This is a genomic window from Cupriavidus plantarum (genome assembly GCF_905397285.1).
Taxonomy (GTDB): Bacteria; Pseudomonadota; Gammaproteobacteria; order Burkholderiales; family Burkholderiaceae; genus Cupriavidus; species Cupriavidus plantarum.
Map to the genome: position 1 here is coordinate 781,355 of NZ_CAJPUX010000001.1, position 14,666 is coordinate 796,020.

13 protein-coding genes are annotated in these 14,666 nt (G+C 66.3%); 7 read left to right on the forward strand and 6 right to left on the reverse strand.

Features of this window, described 5'->3' with window-relative positions; genetic code table 11:
• Positions 1 to 9: 9 nt before the first annotated feature.
• The gene (locus KHP16_RS03650) at positions 10 to 726 is read right to left on the reverse strand and encodes a TerC family protein (RefSeq protein ID WP_109581745.1); all 717 of its coding nucleotides are present in this window, start codon (positions 724 to 726) and stop codon (positions 10 to 12) included.
• A 542-nt stretch (positions 727 to 1,268) separates the two neighbouring features.
• Between KHP16_RS03650 and egtD the strand changes: the two genes are divergently transcribed.
• Positions 1,269 to 2,369, forward strand: coding sequence for an L-histidine N(alpha)-methyltransferase (gene egtD, locus KHP16_RS03655; protein ID WP_109581744.1), 1,101 nt, complete (start codon positions 1,269 to 1,271; stop codon positions 2,367 to 2,369).
• Positions 2,370 to 2,504: 135 nt separating this feature from the next.
• Positions 2,505 to 3,761 carry an SUMF1/EgtB/PvdO family nonheme iron enzyme gene (locus tag KHP16_RS03660; RefSeq protein WP_109581743.1) on the forward strand — a complete coding sequence of 419 codons (1,257 nt, stop codon included), beginning with the start codon at positions 2,505 to 2,507 and terminating at the stop codon, positions 3,759 to 3,761.
• A gap of 101 nt (positions 3,762 to 3,862) precedes the next feature.
• On the opposite strand, the gene KHP16_RS03665 is transcribed toward KHP16_RS03660, so the two are convergent.
• The 4 genes from KHP16_RS03665 to KHP16_RS03680 all read right to left on the reverse strand — a co-directional run bounded on the left by KHP16_RS03665 (position 3,863) and on the right by KHP16_RS03680 (position 7,482).
• Positions 3,863 to 5,788 (reverse strand): DEAD/DEAH box helicase, encoded by a 1,926-nt coding sequence (locus KHP16_RS03665; protein WP_211959593.1) that lies wholly within the window; start codon positions 5,786 to 5,788, stop codon positions 3,863 to 3,865.
• Between the two features lie 762 nt (positions 5,789 to 6,550).
• Positions 6,551 to 6,766 carry a hypothetical protein gene (locus KHP16_RS03670; protein ID WP_109582742.1) on the reverse strand — a complete coding sequence of 72 codons (216 nt, stop codon included), beginning with the start codon at positions 6,764 to 6,766 and terminating at the stop codon, positions 6,551 to 6,553.
• Positions 6,767 to 6,905: 139 nt separating this feature from the next.
• Positions 6,906 to 7,184, reverse strand: coding sequence for a hypothetical protein (locus KHP16_RS03675; protein ID WP_211959594.1), 279 nt, complete (start codon positions 7,182 to 7,184; stop codon positions 6,906 to 6,908).
• A gap of 25 nt (positions 7,185 to 7,209) precedes the next feature.
• Positions 7,210 to 7,482 (reverse strand): hypothetical protein, encoded by a 273-nt coding sequence (locus tag KHP16_RS03680; protein WP_109581740.1) that lies wholly within the window; start codon positions 7,480 to 7,482, stop codon positions 7,210 to 7,212.
• A gap of 353 nt (positions 7,483 to 7,835) precedes the next feature.
• Between KHP16_RS03680 and KHP16_RS03685 the strand changes: the two genes are divergently transcribed.
• Complete coding sequence (locus KHP16_RS03685; RefSeq protein WP_115953603.1) at positions 7,836 to 9,980, forward strand: serine/threonine protein kinase; 2,145 nt, start codon at positions 7,836 to 7,838, stop codon at positions 9,978 to 9,980.
• A gap of 9 nt (positions 9,981 to 9,989) precedes the next feature.
• On the opposite strand, the gene KHP16_RS03690 is transcribed toward KHP16_RS03685, so the two are convergent.
• On the reverse strand, positions 9,990 to 11,273 hold the full coding sequence (locus KHP16_RS03690; protein ID WP_211959595.1) for a formylglycine-generating enzyme family protein: 1,284 nt from the start codon (positions 11,271 to 11,273) through the stop codon (positions 9,990 to 9,992).
• Between the two features lie 191 nt (positions 11,274 to 11,464).
• Between KHP16_RS03690 and KHP16_RS03695 the strand changes: the two genes are divergently transcribed.
• The 4 genes from KHP16_RS03695 (at position 11,465) to KHP16_RS03710 (ending at position 14,666) form a co-directional block, all read left to right on the forward strand.
• On the forward strand, positions 11,465 to 11,890 hold the full coding sequence (locus KHP16_RS03695) for a DUF4399 domain-containing protein (RefSeq protein WP_211959596.1): 426 nt from the start codon (positions 11,465 to 11,467) through the stop codon (positions 11,888 to 11,890).
• A 97-nt stretch (positions 11,891 to 11,987) separates the two neighbouring features.
• Positions 11,988 to 12,503: a DUF4399 domain-containing protein gene (locus tag KHP16_RS03700; RefSeq protein WP_407935191.1), complete on the forward strand. Its 516-nt coding sequence runs from the start codon at positions 11,988 to 11,990 to the stop codon at positions 12,501 to 12,503.
• A 251-nt stretch (positions 12,504 to 12,754) separates the two neighbouring features.
• Positions 12,755 to 13,030: a hypothetical protein gene (locus tag KHP16_RS03705; protein WP_109581736.1), complete on the forward strand. Its 276-nt coding sequence runs from the start codon at positions 12,755 to 12,757 to the stop codon at positions 13,028 to 13,030.
• Positions 13,031 to 13,247: 217 nt separating this feature from the next.
• Positions 13,248 to 14,666 carry an efflux transporter outer membrane subunit gene (locus KHP16_RS03710; protein ID WP_109581735.1) on the forward strand — a complete coding sequence of 473 codons (1,419 nt, stop codon included), beginning with the start codon at positions 13,248 to 13,250 and terminating at the stop codon, positions 14,664 to 14,666.

Here is a 14,666-nt window from a genome sequence, read left to right on the forward strand (position 1 = left end):
CTATCCCGATCAGTGTCCGGTCACGGCCTCACCGCTTTCCGCGCGATCGCCCCGGCGCTTCTGCACGAGATAACCGGCACCGAGCACCCCGCCGACGATGACCACGTACATGGCCCACAGCGCCACCGGGTACTGCTCGAAGAACGCCTTGATCAGCGGCTCGTGCGAGATCATCTTGACCGCGGTGAAGGCCAGCACGCCAGCACCCACGTAGATAATGGCCGGGAAGCGCGCCATCAGCTTCAGCACGAGGCTCGAGCCCCAGACCACGATGGGGATGCTGATCAGCAGGCCCAGCACGACGAGCAGGAAGCTGCCGTGTGCGGCGCCGGCCACGGCCAGCACGTTATCCACACCCATCACCGCGTCGGCGATGATGATGGTCTTCATCGCGCCGACCAGCGTGCTCGCGCCCGCGCCATGCTCATCGCCGCCGTCTTCGGCCGCCAGGAGCTTGTAGGCGATCCAGACCAGCGCCAGACCGCCGACCAGCAACAGGCCGGGGATCTTGAGCAGCCAGACGACGCCGATGGTCATCGCGGAACGCACGACCACGGCACCGATCGTGCCCCAGACAATGGCTTTCTTTTGCAGATGGGGCGGAAGATTACGCGCCGCCAGCGCGATCACGATGGCGTTGTCGCCAGCGAGAACCAGGTCGATGACGACGATGGACAGCAGCGCCGTCAGGAACTGCATCGTGAACAGATCGGTGAACCACTCCATGAATTGACACTCCTCAGGTGCGAATAACGCTTGGTTTATCGCCTGGGATCATGGAGAACTGCGGAGGGGGACACACGGAGTGTGTGGGAGCCGCGCCTTTGCAAACCATGAAACCAGGTTGCAAAGGTCTTGCTCGACGGCTGCCGCGGAATGCGCGTCAGTGTCAGCACAACCGGAGACGGCAGCGGTGACCGCGTCTCGGAATGACGATTGTGCTAAGGGCATCGGCCCCCAAGCTACTCCCCTTTGGGTAGGGCGCGATCACTTCTACCGACCGCGCTGAAGCGGATTATAAGCGAAGTTTTTCTGAAAATGTTGCGTCGCGTTTGCCCGGATGTGGTCAAAAAAGCACGCATAGAGTTTGTAAGGCGATGCAAACAACAAGGCACGCATCAGGATCAACACCTATGCTTGTGAGATTGGCCTCGGCAGGTACGTTTCAGACCACACAGAAATGGACCCCTTCGCCGCCGCGCCTGCCGGTCAGCGCGGTCTGTTCCAGGGATTCATGTAGTGCCCCATCGACAACAAGGACAACAGTCATGCCGGCCTCAACGACACCGCTGAACCCGACCTCTTCCCGCTCCGCCCCGCCTCGCTCCAATCATCACGCTCCGCAGGAATCGCACAACGGTTCTCACCATGGTGCCGTAGTACCGCTCGGCAATGGCCACGCCCATGCGAAGGCCGGCCTCCAGCCGCAGTTCGTCCAGCAGTATCGCGAGGACAACGGCGCGTTGCGCGACGAGATCATCGCGGGCCTGAAGTTGCCGCACGCGGGCATCAGCCCGAAATTCTTCTACGACGTCCTGGGATCGCGTCTGTTCGAGGCGATCACGGACCTGCCCGAGTATTACCCGACCCGCACAGAAGCCTCGATCTTCGCGGCCGCGGCGCCGGCCATCGCGGCGCGCGCGGGCAGCGGCTGCGTGCTGATCGACCTCGGCGCCGGCAATTGCGAGAAGGCCGCGCGGCTGTTCGGCAGCCTGCAGCCCGCGCAGTACGTGGCCGTCGACATCTCGGTCGAGTTCCTGCGCGACACGCTGACAGGGCTCCAGCAGCAGCATCCGCAGATCCCGATGCTGGGGCTTGGCGCCGATCTGTGCAGCCCCCTCGACCTGCCGTCAGGCGTCAGGCGCGGCCGCCGGCTGTTCTTCTATCCGGGTTCGAGCATCGGCAATTTCGCGCCGATCGACGCGCTCGCGCTGCTGCAGCGGCTCCGCGGCGTGGCCCAGCGTGGCGATGGCGTGCTGATCGGCGTGGACCTGCACAAGGATGCGGACACGCTCGTGGCCGCCTATGACGACGCGCTTGGCGTGACCGCGGCGTTCAACCGCAACGTGCTGCGCAACCTCAATCGCATCGTCGGCAGCGACTTCGCGGTCGCCGACTGGCGGCACGAGGCGAGTTTCGATCGCGAGGCCTCGCGCGTGCAGATGCATCTGGCCGCCACGCGGGACGTGCAGGTGCGCTGGCCGGGCGGCGAGCGGGCCTTCACGGCAGGAGAGCGCATTCATACCGAGGACTCGTACAAGTATCGGCCGGACGATTTTTCGCTGCTGCTGGAGGCTGCGGGCTTTACCGATCCGGTGTGCTGGACCGATCCGCGCGGCTGGTTCGCGGTGTTCCACGCACGCGGTTGACGCGCTGGCAGGCAGAAAGCGGGGGTTGAAAAGCGGGGCCCGGGGCGCGATGTCATAATTCGCGCAGCCCGGGCTTTCGTGCGTGTGCCTCCGGCGCCCGGCAACCTTTTTCACCTTTCTCGGACGGACGATTCGATGAGCGGCTTCTCCATGCTTCCCGATCTCTACTTCACTGGCGGCCAGGCGGCCTGGGCCGATGCCCGCCGGCTGCCGCGCGAGGGATTGGCGCAGGCATTGGTCGAGGCGCGCAACCGCACGCTAGGCTGGCTGGCCGCGTTCGGCCAGACGCGCCGCGGCTGGCAGGTCGATCGGCAGTACGACTGCAATCCGCCGTTATGGACGCTGGGGCATATCGCGTGGCACGCCGAATGGTGGTGCCTGCGGGGCGTGCACGAACTCGAGCACGGCGGCATGCGTCTGCCCGTCGCGCGCGAGCCGTCGCGGCTCGATGGCGCCGACGAGTGGTTCGATCCGGAACGCATCGGTCCCGACGAGCGCTGGGAAATCGCGCTGCCGGACGTCGCGGTCGTCAAGCAGTACGCGGCCGACGTGCTCGATGGCCTGCTGCGCCGCATCGCGCTGCTGCCCGACGACAACGACGACACGCTCTATCCCTTTCGCCGCGCGCTGTTCCATGAAGACGCGCAGGGCGAGACCATCGCCGCGCTGCTGCAGGCCCTCGACATCGCGCCGGTCGGTCCCGCCACGCCCGCGCCGACGCTGACGTCCGGGTTTGCCGGGACACTGCATTTTCCGGGCGGCCGCTTCACCCAGGGATGGAGCGATGCCGACGGGTTCGCGCTGCCGGACGAGCTGCCGGCGCAACAGACATATGTCCCCGCCTTCGAGATGGACGCCGCGCTCGTCACCAACGCGCACTTCCTCGACTTCGTCGAGGATCGCGGCTACGAGCACCCCGCGTGGTGGTCGGCGGCAGGGCGGCAGTGGCTGATGACGCAGGAACGCTCCGCCCCGCGCTACTGGTCGCGGCATCCCGAGACCCGTGCGTGGATGGTGTCGCGCTTCGGTACGCTGCGCACCCTGAATCCCGACGAGCCCGTGCGCCACGTCACGCTCTACGAGGCGCAGGCGTGGTGCGTGTGGGCGGGGCGCCGCCTGCCGGCGGAAGTCGAATGGGAACTCGCGGCCACGCAAAACCGCGGCCTCCAGTGGGGCGCGCTGCGCGAGTGGACCGCCACGCCATACGAGCCTTATGCGGGCTTCGAGGCGAGCCCCGTCGATGCGGACATCGTGAGCCGCTTCGCCACGCATCAGGTCACGCGCGGCGTATCGTTCGCCAGCGCGCCGCGCCAGCGCCATACGCGCGCCCGCACGGCACTGCTGCCCGAGGACGATGTGTCGTTCGTGGGCTTCCGCAGCTGCGCGCTATAAATTTCCCGGGCCGAAAACGACAACGGGCGCCCGATGTTTCGGGCGCCCGTTTTGCATCCATCGCCCGTGTCAGCCACGGGCCAAAGGATTAACGCTCAGGATCAACGCTCATAACGCGAGCGGCTGTTGCGCTGGCCGCCGTAGCCGCCACCGTTACCGCCGTTGCCACCGCCGAAGCCGCCGCGATTGCCATCGCGCTGGCCGCCTTCGCGGTTGCCGAAGCCGCGGCCACCGTCACGATTGCCATCGCGGTTGCCAAAGCTGCGGTCGCCGAAGTTACGGTCGCCGAAGTTGCGGTCGCCAAACGTGCGCGGCTGGCCCTGGCCTTGACCCTGGCCACGGTAGCCACCGTTGCCGCGATCGCCGAAGCCGCCGGCGTTGCCGCGGTCGCCGAAGCCACGGCTCTCGCCGCGATCGCCGAAGCCGCGGTTCTCGCCGCCGCCGAAGCTGCGGGCGCCGTCACGGTTGCCGTTGCGGTCGCCGAAGTTGCGGTCGCCGAAGTTGCGGTCACCAAAAGCGCGCTCGCCACCGTTGTTGCCACGGTAGCCGCCGCCGTTGCCGCCATTACCACGGTAGCCACCGCCGTTGCCGCCACGCGGGCCGCCCGGCTTGCCGCCGAAGCCCTGACGGGGCTTGGGCGTGCGACGCGGCTCGAGGCCTTCGATCACCGAAGCGTCGATGCGGTTGTTGGTGAATCGTTCGATACGGCGCCACTGGAACACGTCACCGTGGTTCACGAGGTTGATCGCGATGCCCGAGCGGCCCGCGCGGCCGGTACGGCCGATGCGGTGCACGTAGTCCTCGGCCTGCTTGGGCAGGTCGAAGTTCACCACGTGGGTGATATCGGGCACGTCGATGCCGCGGGCGGCCACGTCGGTGGCCACGAGCACGCGCAGGTTGCCGCGGCGCAGTGCCGTCAGCGTGCGGTTACGCGCGCCCTGGGTCATGTCGCCGTGCAGGGCGCCAGCCGAGAAGCCGGTGTCCGACAGGCGCTCGGCCAGCGAGTCCGCGTCGCGCTTGGTCGCCGTGAACACGATCGCCTGCTTGAGCGAAGCATCGCGCAGCAGATGGTCGAGCAGGCGCTCCTTGTGCGACATGTCGTCGGTGTAGTGCAGGCGCTGTTCGATATTGCTCTGGTCCGCGCGGACCGCGGCGATCTCGATGCGTTGCGGATCGCGCAGCTGGCGCGAAGCCAGTTGGGCGATGCGGGCGTCGAGCGTGGCCGAGAACATCAGCGTCTGGCGCGAGGCCGGCGTTGCGGCGACGATCGCGTCGATGTCGTCGGCAAAGCCCATGTCCAGCATGCGGTCGGCTTCGTCGAACACGAGCATGTCGAGTTGCGACAGGTCGATGCGGCCGGCTTCGATATGGTCCAGCAGGCGGCCCGGCGTGGCGACGAGGATGTCAGGCATCTTCGAGAGCATGGCGAGCTGCTTCGGGTAGGGCATGCCGCCCAGGATGCTCGCGCACACGATGCGGCGGAGGTAGCGGCCGTACTTGGCGGCGGCTTCGGTCACCTGCAGCGCGAGTTCGCGCGTCGGCGTCAGCACCAGCAGCGACGGCTGCGCGGGCGACGGACGGGGGCGCTTGCCCTTGATGCGCTTGGCCGGCTCGTCCATACGGGGACGGTTCGGCGCGGGCTTCTCGCTGATGCGCTGGATGGCGGGCAGCATGAAGGCTGCGGTCTTGCCCGAGCCGGTCTGGCTCGAGACCAGCAGGTCGCGGCCGGCGAGGAACGCGGGGATGGCCTGCGCCTGGACGGGCGTCGGCGTGTTGTAGCTGGCGTCGCTCAGGGCGCGCAGGATGGCGGCGTCGAGGCCGAGCGTGGCAAAGCCGTTGGCGACGGCCTGGGGCGCGGCTTGCTCGCCGGCGGCGGGCGCGTCGCCGTTCAGCATCGCGTCGAGCTTGTCGAGCGGGCTTTCTGCGATAACCGCGGGCGCGGCAACGGTGGTGTCTTGCGAAATCGGCGAAATCGCGGTGTCGGCGGAAGCAATAGCTTGCTCCGCACGGAAGTCGTGCTGGGTCATGTCGTAGGTTTTCAGTGATGCATTCACCCCGGCGTTTCGGAACACGGGGTGGGCGCGATGGGCGAACCCAAGGTCAAAGTCTTAAAAAGGCTTCGGCGCCAATCGGTGAGGCCGTTCGACAGACTCAGCAGTGTGCTGTGGGCTGTGAATACGGCGGCAGGCAGGGGCGCGCGGAATATCCGGGCGGGTCCCTGACAGGCAAACAGCTCCAGAATGCGGGCTGTTCGGAACAGGATCGGAGACGAGGCAACGTGCGGTGAGCGGTGCGATCTGGCCAGCACCTGTCTCGAATGTTGCGTGGACAGAAGCAGGGGGCAGAGCTTGGGAGGGCAGCGGATACGCCATTGCCTTGAAATTCGGCTGGCGCGGTGCGGAACTCACAGTGCGAAACTCACGGCGCGGAGTATATCAGAAGACTCGGATGCATGTTGCACTGCGAAAGGTAAGCAGATGTGTCCGAAGCGGACTTGAAAGGAAAGCCGGGCTTTCTATACTGGGAAACGCGAGCACACTGTGCCCGCCCGGGGCGGACGATAACGTGTCCCGCCGATTGCCTTCGGCAACTTCCCTTGCCGTTCGGTACCGGGATTGCGGTCATTTGTCGCCGGCAAGAGAAGTCGATGTTCCGGGTGGTCCGGAAGATCTTTGCGGCGCAGGAAATGACCGGAATTATCCGGTGACGTGACCCAGGCGATCCGGGCCCGTCCGCAACCACAAAGCCCGCCAATCTCTTGGCGGGCTTTTCTTTTACGTGGCCCTTTTCTAAGACACCCGTTCCTTCCCCGCATTCGGGGCTTCCGGCGGCACGCCCTTGCCGGGTATGCCGCGCGGGTACTGGATGAGTCGCGTCAGATGCGCGTGACGGGAAGACTGCCAGCGTGGCGAGCCCGCCGCGCGCGCGCCGCCCATGATGGCGGACATCGCCTCGCGGTCGAGGTCCGTGTTCTCCGACAAATCCCTGATGACGATCACTGCCATGGCGTTCTCCAGCATGGGGACCGTGCCGCGCGCGGCGGGCAGGCCGTGGCGACGGCGCCGGGGCAGGCGCGGGTCCACTCCAGTATAGGCAAGCGGTCGCGCATGCTCCCATGCGCGACCGCTTCCGTCGGCTGGCCTTTCAGACCGCCGCCAGGTTGCCGCCCCACTGCGACGGTTCGACGTTGATCTTGACGCGGCCGAGACTGCTGCCGATCACGCCGTTGTTGTTGAGCGCCGCAACGTTGATCTGCTGCAGTTGCTGCACGCTCTGGTTGATATTGATGTTGACGTTGGCGAGCGGGCCAGTGGCTCCGACGCCGACTCGATCGAGCCACGAGCTGCCGCCGCGAACGGTGGCAAGCGCGCTGCTGTCGAGGTCCTTGCTGAGCGCAAGGTCGCGGACGACGATGGTCGACATGGTGGTCTCCTCGTTGCGGCAGCGTTCAGCCGACGTAGTTGCTGGCGTTCTGGTTCGTGTGGAGGTTGTTGCGCAGATGCTCCTGGAACGCGGAGCCGTTGGCGAACATGCTGTTCACTTCCTGCATCTGCTGGTTCGACTGGTCGATCTTCGTGGTCTTGTCGAACGACAGCTTCACGGGGCTGTAGATCGAGGTGTACGGCACGAAGCCGAGGCCGATGCCGCCGCGAACGGCTTTCATGCCCTTGGCGTCGAGGGTTTCGGTGACGGACAGATCGGTGATGGTCAGCGTGGTCATGGCAGTTCTCCTTGAGAGATTTGGGTGCTACGTGGTTTCAGGTTTGAGCATCGGGTTGGTGTCGCGCTCGGTCCAGATATCGCAGCAAGCGTGCCAGCAGGGTGGCCATCGCCCGAAGAAATTTGCAATGCCTTGAAAACACGGGGAAAAACGCGGGTTTCGTGCGACCGCCCGCGGAAAATTGGGGCGCGTTGCGCCGCCGGAATGGTGGGCGGCGGACAACAGTTGCCGCAACAGTGTCGTGCGTTGGCCAACGCCCGCGTTGCGCGGCGGGTGCTGTGCGGATTGCGAATGCGGAGGGTGCGCACTAGTATCCATCGAGGACGCCATAACCACACGTCGGGAACGCATCGATGCCCAGCCTGACCGATCTGATACGCAACTTCCGGAGCGGTGGGCTGACGCGCGACGAATTTCTGGCGTCGATCGACCACGCGCTCGAAGACGAGACCACACCGGGGCACCTCGCTCGCGTGCTGAGCGAGGAACATACGCGCGCGCCGCTGCCCGCGAACGTCTATACGGAAGTCATGCGGCGCATCGAGTCGCGTGTGGCCACGCAGTACGATCCCGTCGCCGAGGAAACGCGTGTCGGCGACCGCAGCGCGCCCTCGTCGCCGTCGGTGTCGCCGCCGTCGCTCTCGTCCATGTCTTCGATGTCGTCGATGCCGCCTTCGGGCGCGCACGTGAAGGGCGTGGGCGACACGCTCAATGGCCGCTTCGTGCTCGAGGAGTGCCTGGGCGTGGGCGGCATGGGCACCGTCTACAAGGCGCTCGACCTCCGCAAGCTCGAGGCCTCGGACCGCAAGCCCTATATCGCGATCAAGGTGCTGAACCTGCAGTTCAGCGCGCATCCCAAGTCCCTGATGGCGTTGCAGCGGGAGGCGCGCAAGGCCCAGCAGCTCGCGCATCGCAATATCGTCACCGTGTACGACTTCGATCGCGATGGCGCCACGGTCTTCCTGACGATGGAGTACCTCTCGGGCAAGTCGCTGAGCCGTGTGCTGCGCGCGCCGGACTTCGCGGGGTTGCCCTACGCCAAGGCGCTGCCGATCATCATCGGCATGGGCCGCGCGCTGGCTTACGCGCACGAGCGCGGCTTCGTGCATTGCGACTTCAAGCCGGCCAACGTCTTCCTGACCGAGCGCGGCGAGGTGAAGGTGATCGACTTCGGCATCGCGCGCGGCTTTCGGCAGCCGCTCGACGATGCGGACCAGACCGTTTTCGATGCTGGCTCGCTGGGCGGCATGACGCCCGCGTATGCGAGCCCCGAGATGTTCGAGCATCGCGAGCCCGATCCGCGCGACGATATCTACGCGCTGGCCTGCGTGACGTACGAACTGCTGACGGGCAAGCATCCCTACGACCGGCTGTCGGCCAATCAGGCGCGCGCCGCGAACCTGAAACCAGCGCAGCCCAAGGTGCTCTCGCGTTCGCAATGGAAGGCGCTGCGCCAGGCGCTCTCCCTCGACCGCGCGACGCGCACGCCGACCGTCGCGCGGTTTCTCGAAGGGCTCGGCGCGGAGCCACAGCACGCGGGCATGCGGGCGCCGCTGCTCGCCGGCGCCGCTGTCGGCGCACTGCTGGCCGCGGGGCTCGGTTATTACGCGTGGCGCGCCGGGATGTCGCCACACGATGGCACGGAGTCTTCCCGTACGGTGGCCGAGTCGTCAGGAGCCCCTTCCAGCCTGACGCCAACCGCCCCAAAGCCGGCGGCCGAGCCGGCAGCTGGTACGCCAGCCGCCGCGCGCGGCGCCACGGCCTCCAATGGCGAGGCGCCGCCACCCGCCAGCGCGACGGCGCGGGCGCCGTCCAACGCGCCCCTGTCGATGGAGAACGTCACGCCCGTGCTCGCGGCCGTGCCGTGTTCGCTGCTTTCCGGCCGGATCGAGGGCAGCATCCTGTACGTGAGCGGCTATGTGTCGGAGTCCGTGGCGGTGAAGCCGCTGCGCGAGCGGCTCAACGCCGTGCCAGGCGCGGGCAGCGTCAAGCTGGATCTGCAGCCGCTTGGCGATGACAAGTGCGATGTAGTGAAGATCGTCGCGCCTTACTGGGGGGCGAGCCACGGCGGCCGGCCGCAGAACGCGGTCTCGTTGCGGGCGCGCGGCGGCAACACGCGGCTGATCGAAGGCGCGCCGCTCGTGATGGAGATCGCGACGCCCGCGCACGACACGTACGTGTACGTCGATTACTACGTGTTGGATGGCAAGGTCGCGCACCTCGTGCCGAGCGATCGCGTGCAGGGCAACCAGGCGCCCGCGAACTATCACGCGACGATCGGCGATGGCGGCGACTGGATCGTCTCGAAGCCGTTCGGCACCGAGCTCGTGGTACTGCTCACCACGCCCGCGCCGTTGTTCGACAAGCGTCGTCCCGAGTTCGAGACGCGCCAGGACTATCTGCGCGCGCTCGAGAAACCGCTCGCGCAGATGGCGAGCAAGTACGGGAACGATCGCATCGGCGCGGACATCGTGCAGATTTCCACGCGGGCGCGATAAGCGGCGTGACTACTTCATGTCACGCGCCACGCGGAAGCCGTTCTGCGATTGGCGCACGCTGGTGCTGTACTTGAACCGCGTCGAAGAGACCATGTAGGGCGCGCCTTCGCGCCACGAGCCGCCGCGAATCACGCGCGCCGTGCAGCCGTTCTCGTCCCACGCGCGGCCATCGGCGGGCGCGCCCTTGTACGAGCTATGCCAGCAGTCGCTGACCCATTCCCAGACGCTGCCGTTCATGTCGTGCAGCCCATAGGGATTGGCCGCGAAGGAGCCCACGTCGGCCGGTGCGTCCTGACTCCAGGGGTCGCCGCAGTCCTTGCAGTTCGCGTTGCCCTTCTTCATCTGGTCGCCCCACCAGTAGGCCGATCCGGTGCCGCCACGCGCCGCGTATTCCCATTCGGCTTCGGTCGGCAGGCGATAGGTCTTGCCCGTGGTCTTCGAGAGCCATGCCAGGTATTGCTGCGCGTCGTCCCAGCTGACATCGCGTACCGGCGCGCGCTTCGCATCGCCTCCGTTGGTGCCGATCTTCGCGCAGGCGCTGGCCTCGACACACGCGTTCCATTGTTCGACGGTGACCTCGTACTTGCCGATGGCGAAAGGCTGGCCGATGTTGACGTGATGCGGCGGCCGTTCGGCGGGATCGCTCGTGTTGCTGCCCATCGTGAAACCACCCGGGGAGAGCGCGATCAGCACGGGGCAGGCCGGGCAGTCGCGCAACTCGCTGCCGCGCGCCACCGTGGCAGCGGCAGCCGGTGATGCGGATGCGGCGGGCGCCGCGGCGGAGGGCGTGGGCTTGCCTTCTGGATACGTGATCGCACCCGAGGCGGTGCTGCCACCCGCGCGCGGGCGCGCGGCGGTGTTCGGCGGCGAGGAGGAAGAGGAGGGCGAACTTTGTGCGGAGGGCGCGGACTGCGGTGAGGCCGTTGGAGGCGTTGAGGGGACTGAGGGGGTTGAGGGCGGCTTCGCATCGCCCTTCGCGGCGGGCGGGGGCGAGGGCGGTGGCGATGTGGCCGACTGCGGCGATGGCGATGTCGCGCGAATGCGCTCGAGCCGTGCCTTGGCGAGCGCGGCGAAGCGGCCGTTCGGATACTGCTTCAGATAGGCCTCGTAGTCGCTCGCGTAGTTGCTGTTCTTGATGGAGTCCCAGAACGACAACTCGTACTGCTCGTTGCTGTCCTTCGGCAGGATGCCCGCATGCGCGGAAGCGAGTGGAGAGACTGCGGGCGCGAGCACTACCGCCCCCTGCAGCGAGGCGATTCCCAGACCGAGCACCACAAGCGTTTTCCGCCACATGTCGAAGGCTCCGTTGAGTCTGCTGTGAAGCCGCCGTGACCTGCACGGCTCGTTTCAAGATAGCACAGCGGTCAGCGCCCGGCGTCCGCGTGACGGGTTCGCTTTTTCATGTCATCCGTCCTACGCTGTAGGACACGTCGACGAGCGCACCGCGTCACAAGGTCCACCAAGAACGACAGGGAGGAGCGTGTATGTCCCGACGATTCCTGCGCCATGCGCTGGCGGCATCGCTGCTGGCCGCGCTCCCTTCGCTCTCCACACCCACGCCCGCGCCCGCCAATGCCGAGGCGTACATCATCTGGCCCGCCGACGGCGCCGTGATCGATGGCGGCAAGCTGTGGGTTCGCATGGGCCTGAAGGGCATGGGCGTCTGCCCCAAGGGCATCGAGCGGCCCAATTGCGGTCATCACCACCTGCTCGTCGACGTGGATCTTCCGCCGATGGACAAGGAAATCCCCAACGATCGCAACCACCTGCACTACGGCGCGGGTGAGACCGATGCCCGCATCGAGTTGCCGCCCGGCAAGCATACGCTGCAGTTGCTGATGGGCGACAGCAAGCACATCCCGTTCGAGCCACCGATTTACTCGAAGAAGATCACGATCACCGTGCGCTAGCGCACCAAGGTGCGCGTTGGGGAGTCACGCCATGACCAAGCCGACCGATCACGTTTCCGCCACGGGACGCCACCGCGCTCGCGCTGGCGCCCTCACGCTGACCGCTCTCACCCTGACACTTGCCGCCGCGCTGGTCACATCGACCGGGCTGGCGTTCGCGCAGGGGAGTGCGCCGCAGGCCGCGGCCGACAAGTCATCCCATCACGGTCGCTCCAGCAAGCCAACGCAAGGCGCGGCAGCGAAGACGGGCGGCCCGACGCCGGCGCCCGCAGGCGCGTACCTCTATATCGGCTACCCGAACGATCAGCAGACCTTTCCCGCCGGCAAGCCCATCAAAGTCTGGTTCGGACTGCGCAACATGGGCGTGGCGCCCAAGGACGTCAAGTTCCCGAACACGGGACACCACCATCTGCTGATCGATGCCGACCTCCCGCCCCTCGACAAGGAGATTCCGAACGATCGCAATCATCTGCACTTTGGCGCCGGCGAGACGGAGACCACGATCGAACTGCCGCCGGGCAAGCACACGCTGCAACTGCTGATGGGCGACGAGAAGCACATCCCCACCACGCCGGCGGTGTACTCGAAAAAGATCACGATCTACGTGCGATGAGAGATGTCGGATGGTCGCCAACACCGCGCGCGCAGACTGTTGGCGCGGCACCATCACAGGAGAGGTTCCGGTCCCGGGCATCCAAACGCCAAAACCTCCCGCTTTCCCCGTGTTTTCAAGGCGTTGCGGATGATTTCAGGTCATGGCCCCGCCGCTGGCACGCTTGCTGCGATATCAGGACCGAGCGCGACACCAACCCGATGCTCAAACCTGAAACCACGTAGCACCCAAATCTCTCAAGGAGAATTGCCATGACCACGCTGACCATCACCGACCTGTCCGTCACCGAAACCCTCGATGCCAAGGGCATGCAAGCCGTTCGCGGCGGCACGGGCTTCAACTGGGCCCCGTTCACGTCGGTGTATCACCCTGTGAAGCTGTCGTTCGACTCGACGACCAAGATCACGCAGTCGAACCAGCAGATGCAGGAAGTGAACAATATGTTCGCCAACGGCTCGGCGTTCCAGGACCACCTGTCGAACAACGTGAACACGAATCAGAACGCCAGCAACACGGTGTATCGCTGATCGACACGACGCACTGACAGAAGAGGCGGTATCGAAGTCATCACCGCACGGGGAGCTTGATGCCGGGGACACCTCCGCCCCGGCAATTTTTTTGCCTCGCTTTTCCCAATCCGGTTTTGCCGAACCACAATACAGTTGGCCGCAACGCGAAGCACCGCGCCGCTGCCAGGCTCCGCAGGAGGACATCGTGTCCTACGTTTCCCGTTCCGCTGTTTCCATGCTGACCGCGATGACGATGCTGGCCGTCGCCGGTTGCGCGGATTTCCGGCCGCCTGAGTACAAGCGTCCGGAAACGCCGGCCAAGGCCGCATGGTCGCGCGATGACGTGGTCACGGTGTCGCCGGACGAGACGATCGTGCCGAACTGGTGGCAGGGCTTCCAGGATCCGTACCTCGACGCGCTGGTGGCGCGCGCGCTCGCGGGCAATTACGACATCAAGGTGCTGGCGGCGCGCATCCGCGTGGCCAACGCGCAGATCGGCGAAGCGCGCGCGGGGGCGCTGCCGGTGTTCGATATCGGCGCGGGCGCGAGCTTCGACAAGACCACCGGCCAGCCGCTGACGCGCACATATAACCTTGGTGCGCAGGTCAACTGGGACATCGACGTATGGGGCAAGGTGGAGAAGGGCGTGCAGGCGCAGACCGCGGAGTTCCGCGCGACGGAGGCCGACTGGCGCGCGGGATACCTGACGCTGGTCTCCGGCGTGTCCATCACCTACTTCCAGATTCTTCAGTTCGACGAACAGATCGATCAGCAGTCGCGCACGGTCGGCCGCAATAACGAAATCCTCTCCACGTACAAGGCGATGTACGCCAACGGCCTCGTGCCGCAGATCCGCGTGATGCAGCAGCAGGCGGAAATCAACCGGCTCACGAAGGACCTTATCGAACTGCGCCGATCGCGCAACGTGGCGGAGAATGCGCTGGCCACGCTGGTCGGCGTCCCCGCCGGCGAACTCAAGGTGCCCGTCGGCCGTCTGCAGGATCGCGTGAAGCTGCCCGTGGTGCCAGCAGGGCTGCCGTCGCAGCTGCTCGCGCGCAGGCCCGATATCGTGGCGGCCGAATACCGCGTGCTGTCCGCGTACAACATCGTGGGGCAGGCGCGGCTCGCGCAGCTCCCGAGCATCAGCCTGACCGCGCGCGGCGGCACCGCGAGCTTCGCGCTGTCGGACCTGCTCAAGTCGTTCACGTTCGGCTTCATGCCCAGCATCAACCTGCCGATGCTCGATCCAAACATCCGCGCGCGCGTGAAGACGACCGAGGCCGGCATCGGCGTGGCCGAGAACGAATATGGCCGCGCCGTGATGACCGCGTTCGAAGAGGTGGAGAACGCGCTCGTCAACGTGGATGCGCACAAGAAACAGCGCATCGAACTGCAGCAGCAGGTGGACCAGCTGCGCGTGGTCTCCGCGCAGATCGAGGCGCAACTGAGGGAGGGTGTGGTCTCGCAACTGGAGGTCTTCGAGACCGAACGCTCGCTGCTGACCGCGCAGCTGGCGCTGTTGGAAGTTCACCAACAGATTCTTTCGGACACCGTCACGCTTTACAAGGCACTCGGTGGCGGATGGCCGCCCGAGCAGGTGCGCAATGCGCCAGCGGAGGGCCCTGTCAGCACCATCGTCGGCGCACCGCAGTGA

Coding starts and splice junctions, on each gene's coding strand:
- KHP16_RS03650 (WP_109581745.1), bottom strand. CDS start 726: ATGGAGTGGTTCACCGATCTGTTCACGATGCAGTTCCTGACGGCGCTG.
- egtD (WP_109581744.1), top strand. CDS start 1,269: ATGCCGGCCTCAACGACACCGCTGAACCCGACCTCTTCCCGCTCCGCC.
- KHP16_RS03660 (WP_109581743.1), top strand. CDS start 2,505: ATGAGCGGCTTCTCCATGCTTCCCGATCTCTACTTCACTGGCGGCCAG.
- KHP16_RS03665 (WP_211959593.1), bottom strand. CDS start 5,788: ATGACCCAGCACGACTTCCGTGCGGAGCAAGCTATTGCTTCCGCCGAC.
- KHP16_RS03670 (WP_109582742.1), bottom strand. CDS start 6,766: ATGGCAGTGATCGTCATCAGGGATTTGTCGGAGAACACGGACCTCGAC.
- KHP16_RS03675 (WP_211959594.1), bottom strand. CDS start 7,184: ATGTCGACCATCGTCGTCCGCGACCTTGCGCTCAGCAAGGACCTCGAC.
- KHP16_RS03680 (WP_109581740.1), bottom strand. CDS start 7,482: ATGACCACGCTGACCATCACCGATCTGTCCGTCACCGAAACCCTCGAC.
- KHP16_RS03685 (WP_115953603.1), top strand. CDS start 7,836: ATGCCCAGCCTGACCGATCTGATACGCAACTTCCGGAGCGGTGGGCTG.
- KHP16_RS03690 (WP_211959595.1), bottom strand. CDS start 11,273: ATGTGGCGGAAAACGCTTGTGGTGCTCGGTCTGGGAATCGCCTCGCTG.
- KHP16_RS03695 (WP_211959596.1), top strand. CDS start 11,465: ATGTCCCGACGATTCCTGCGCCATGCGCTGGCGGCATCGCTGCTGGCC.
- KHP16_RS03705 (WP_109581736.1), top strand. CDS start 12,755: ATGACCACGCTGACCATCACCGACCTGTCCGTCACCGAAACCCTCGAT.
- KHP16_RS03710 (WP_109581735.1), top strand. CDS start 13,248: ATGCTGACCGCGATGACGATGCTGGCCGTCGCCGGTTGCGCGGATTTC.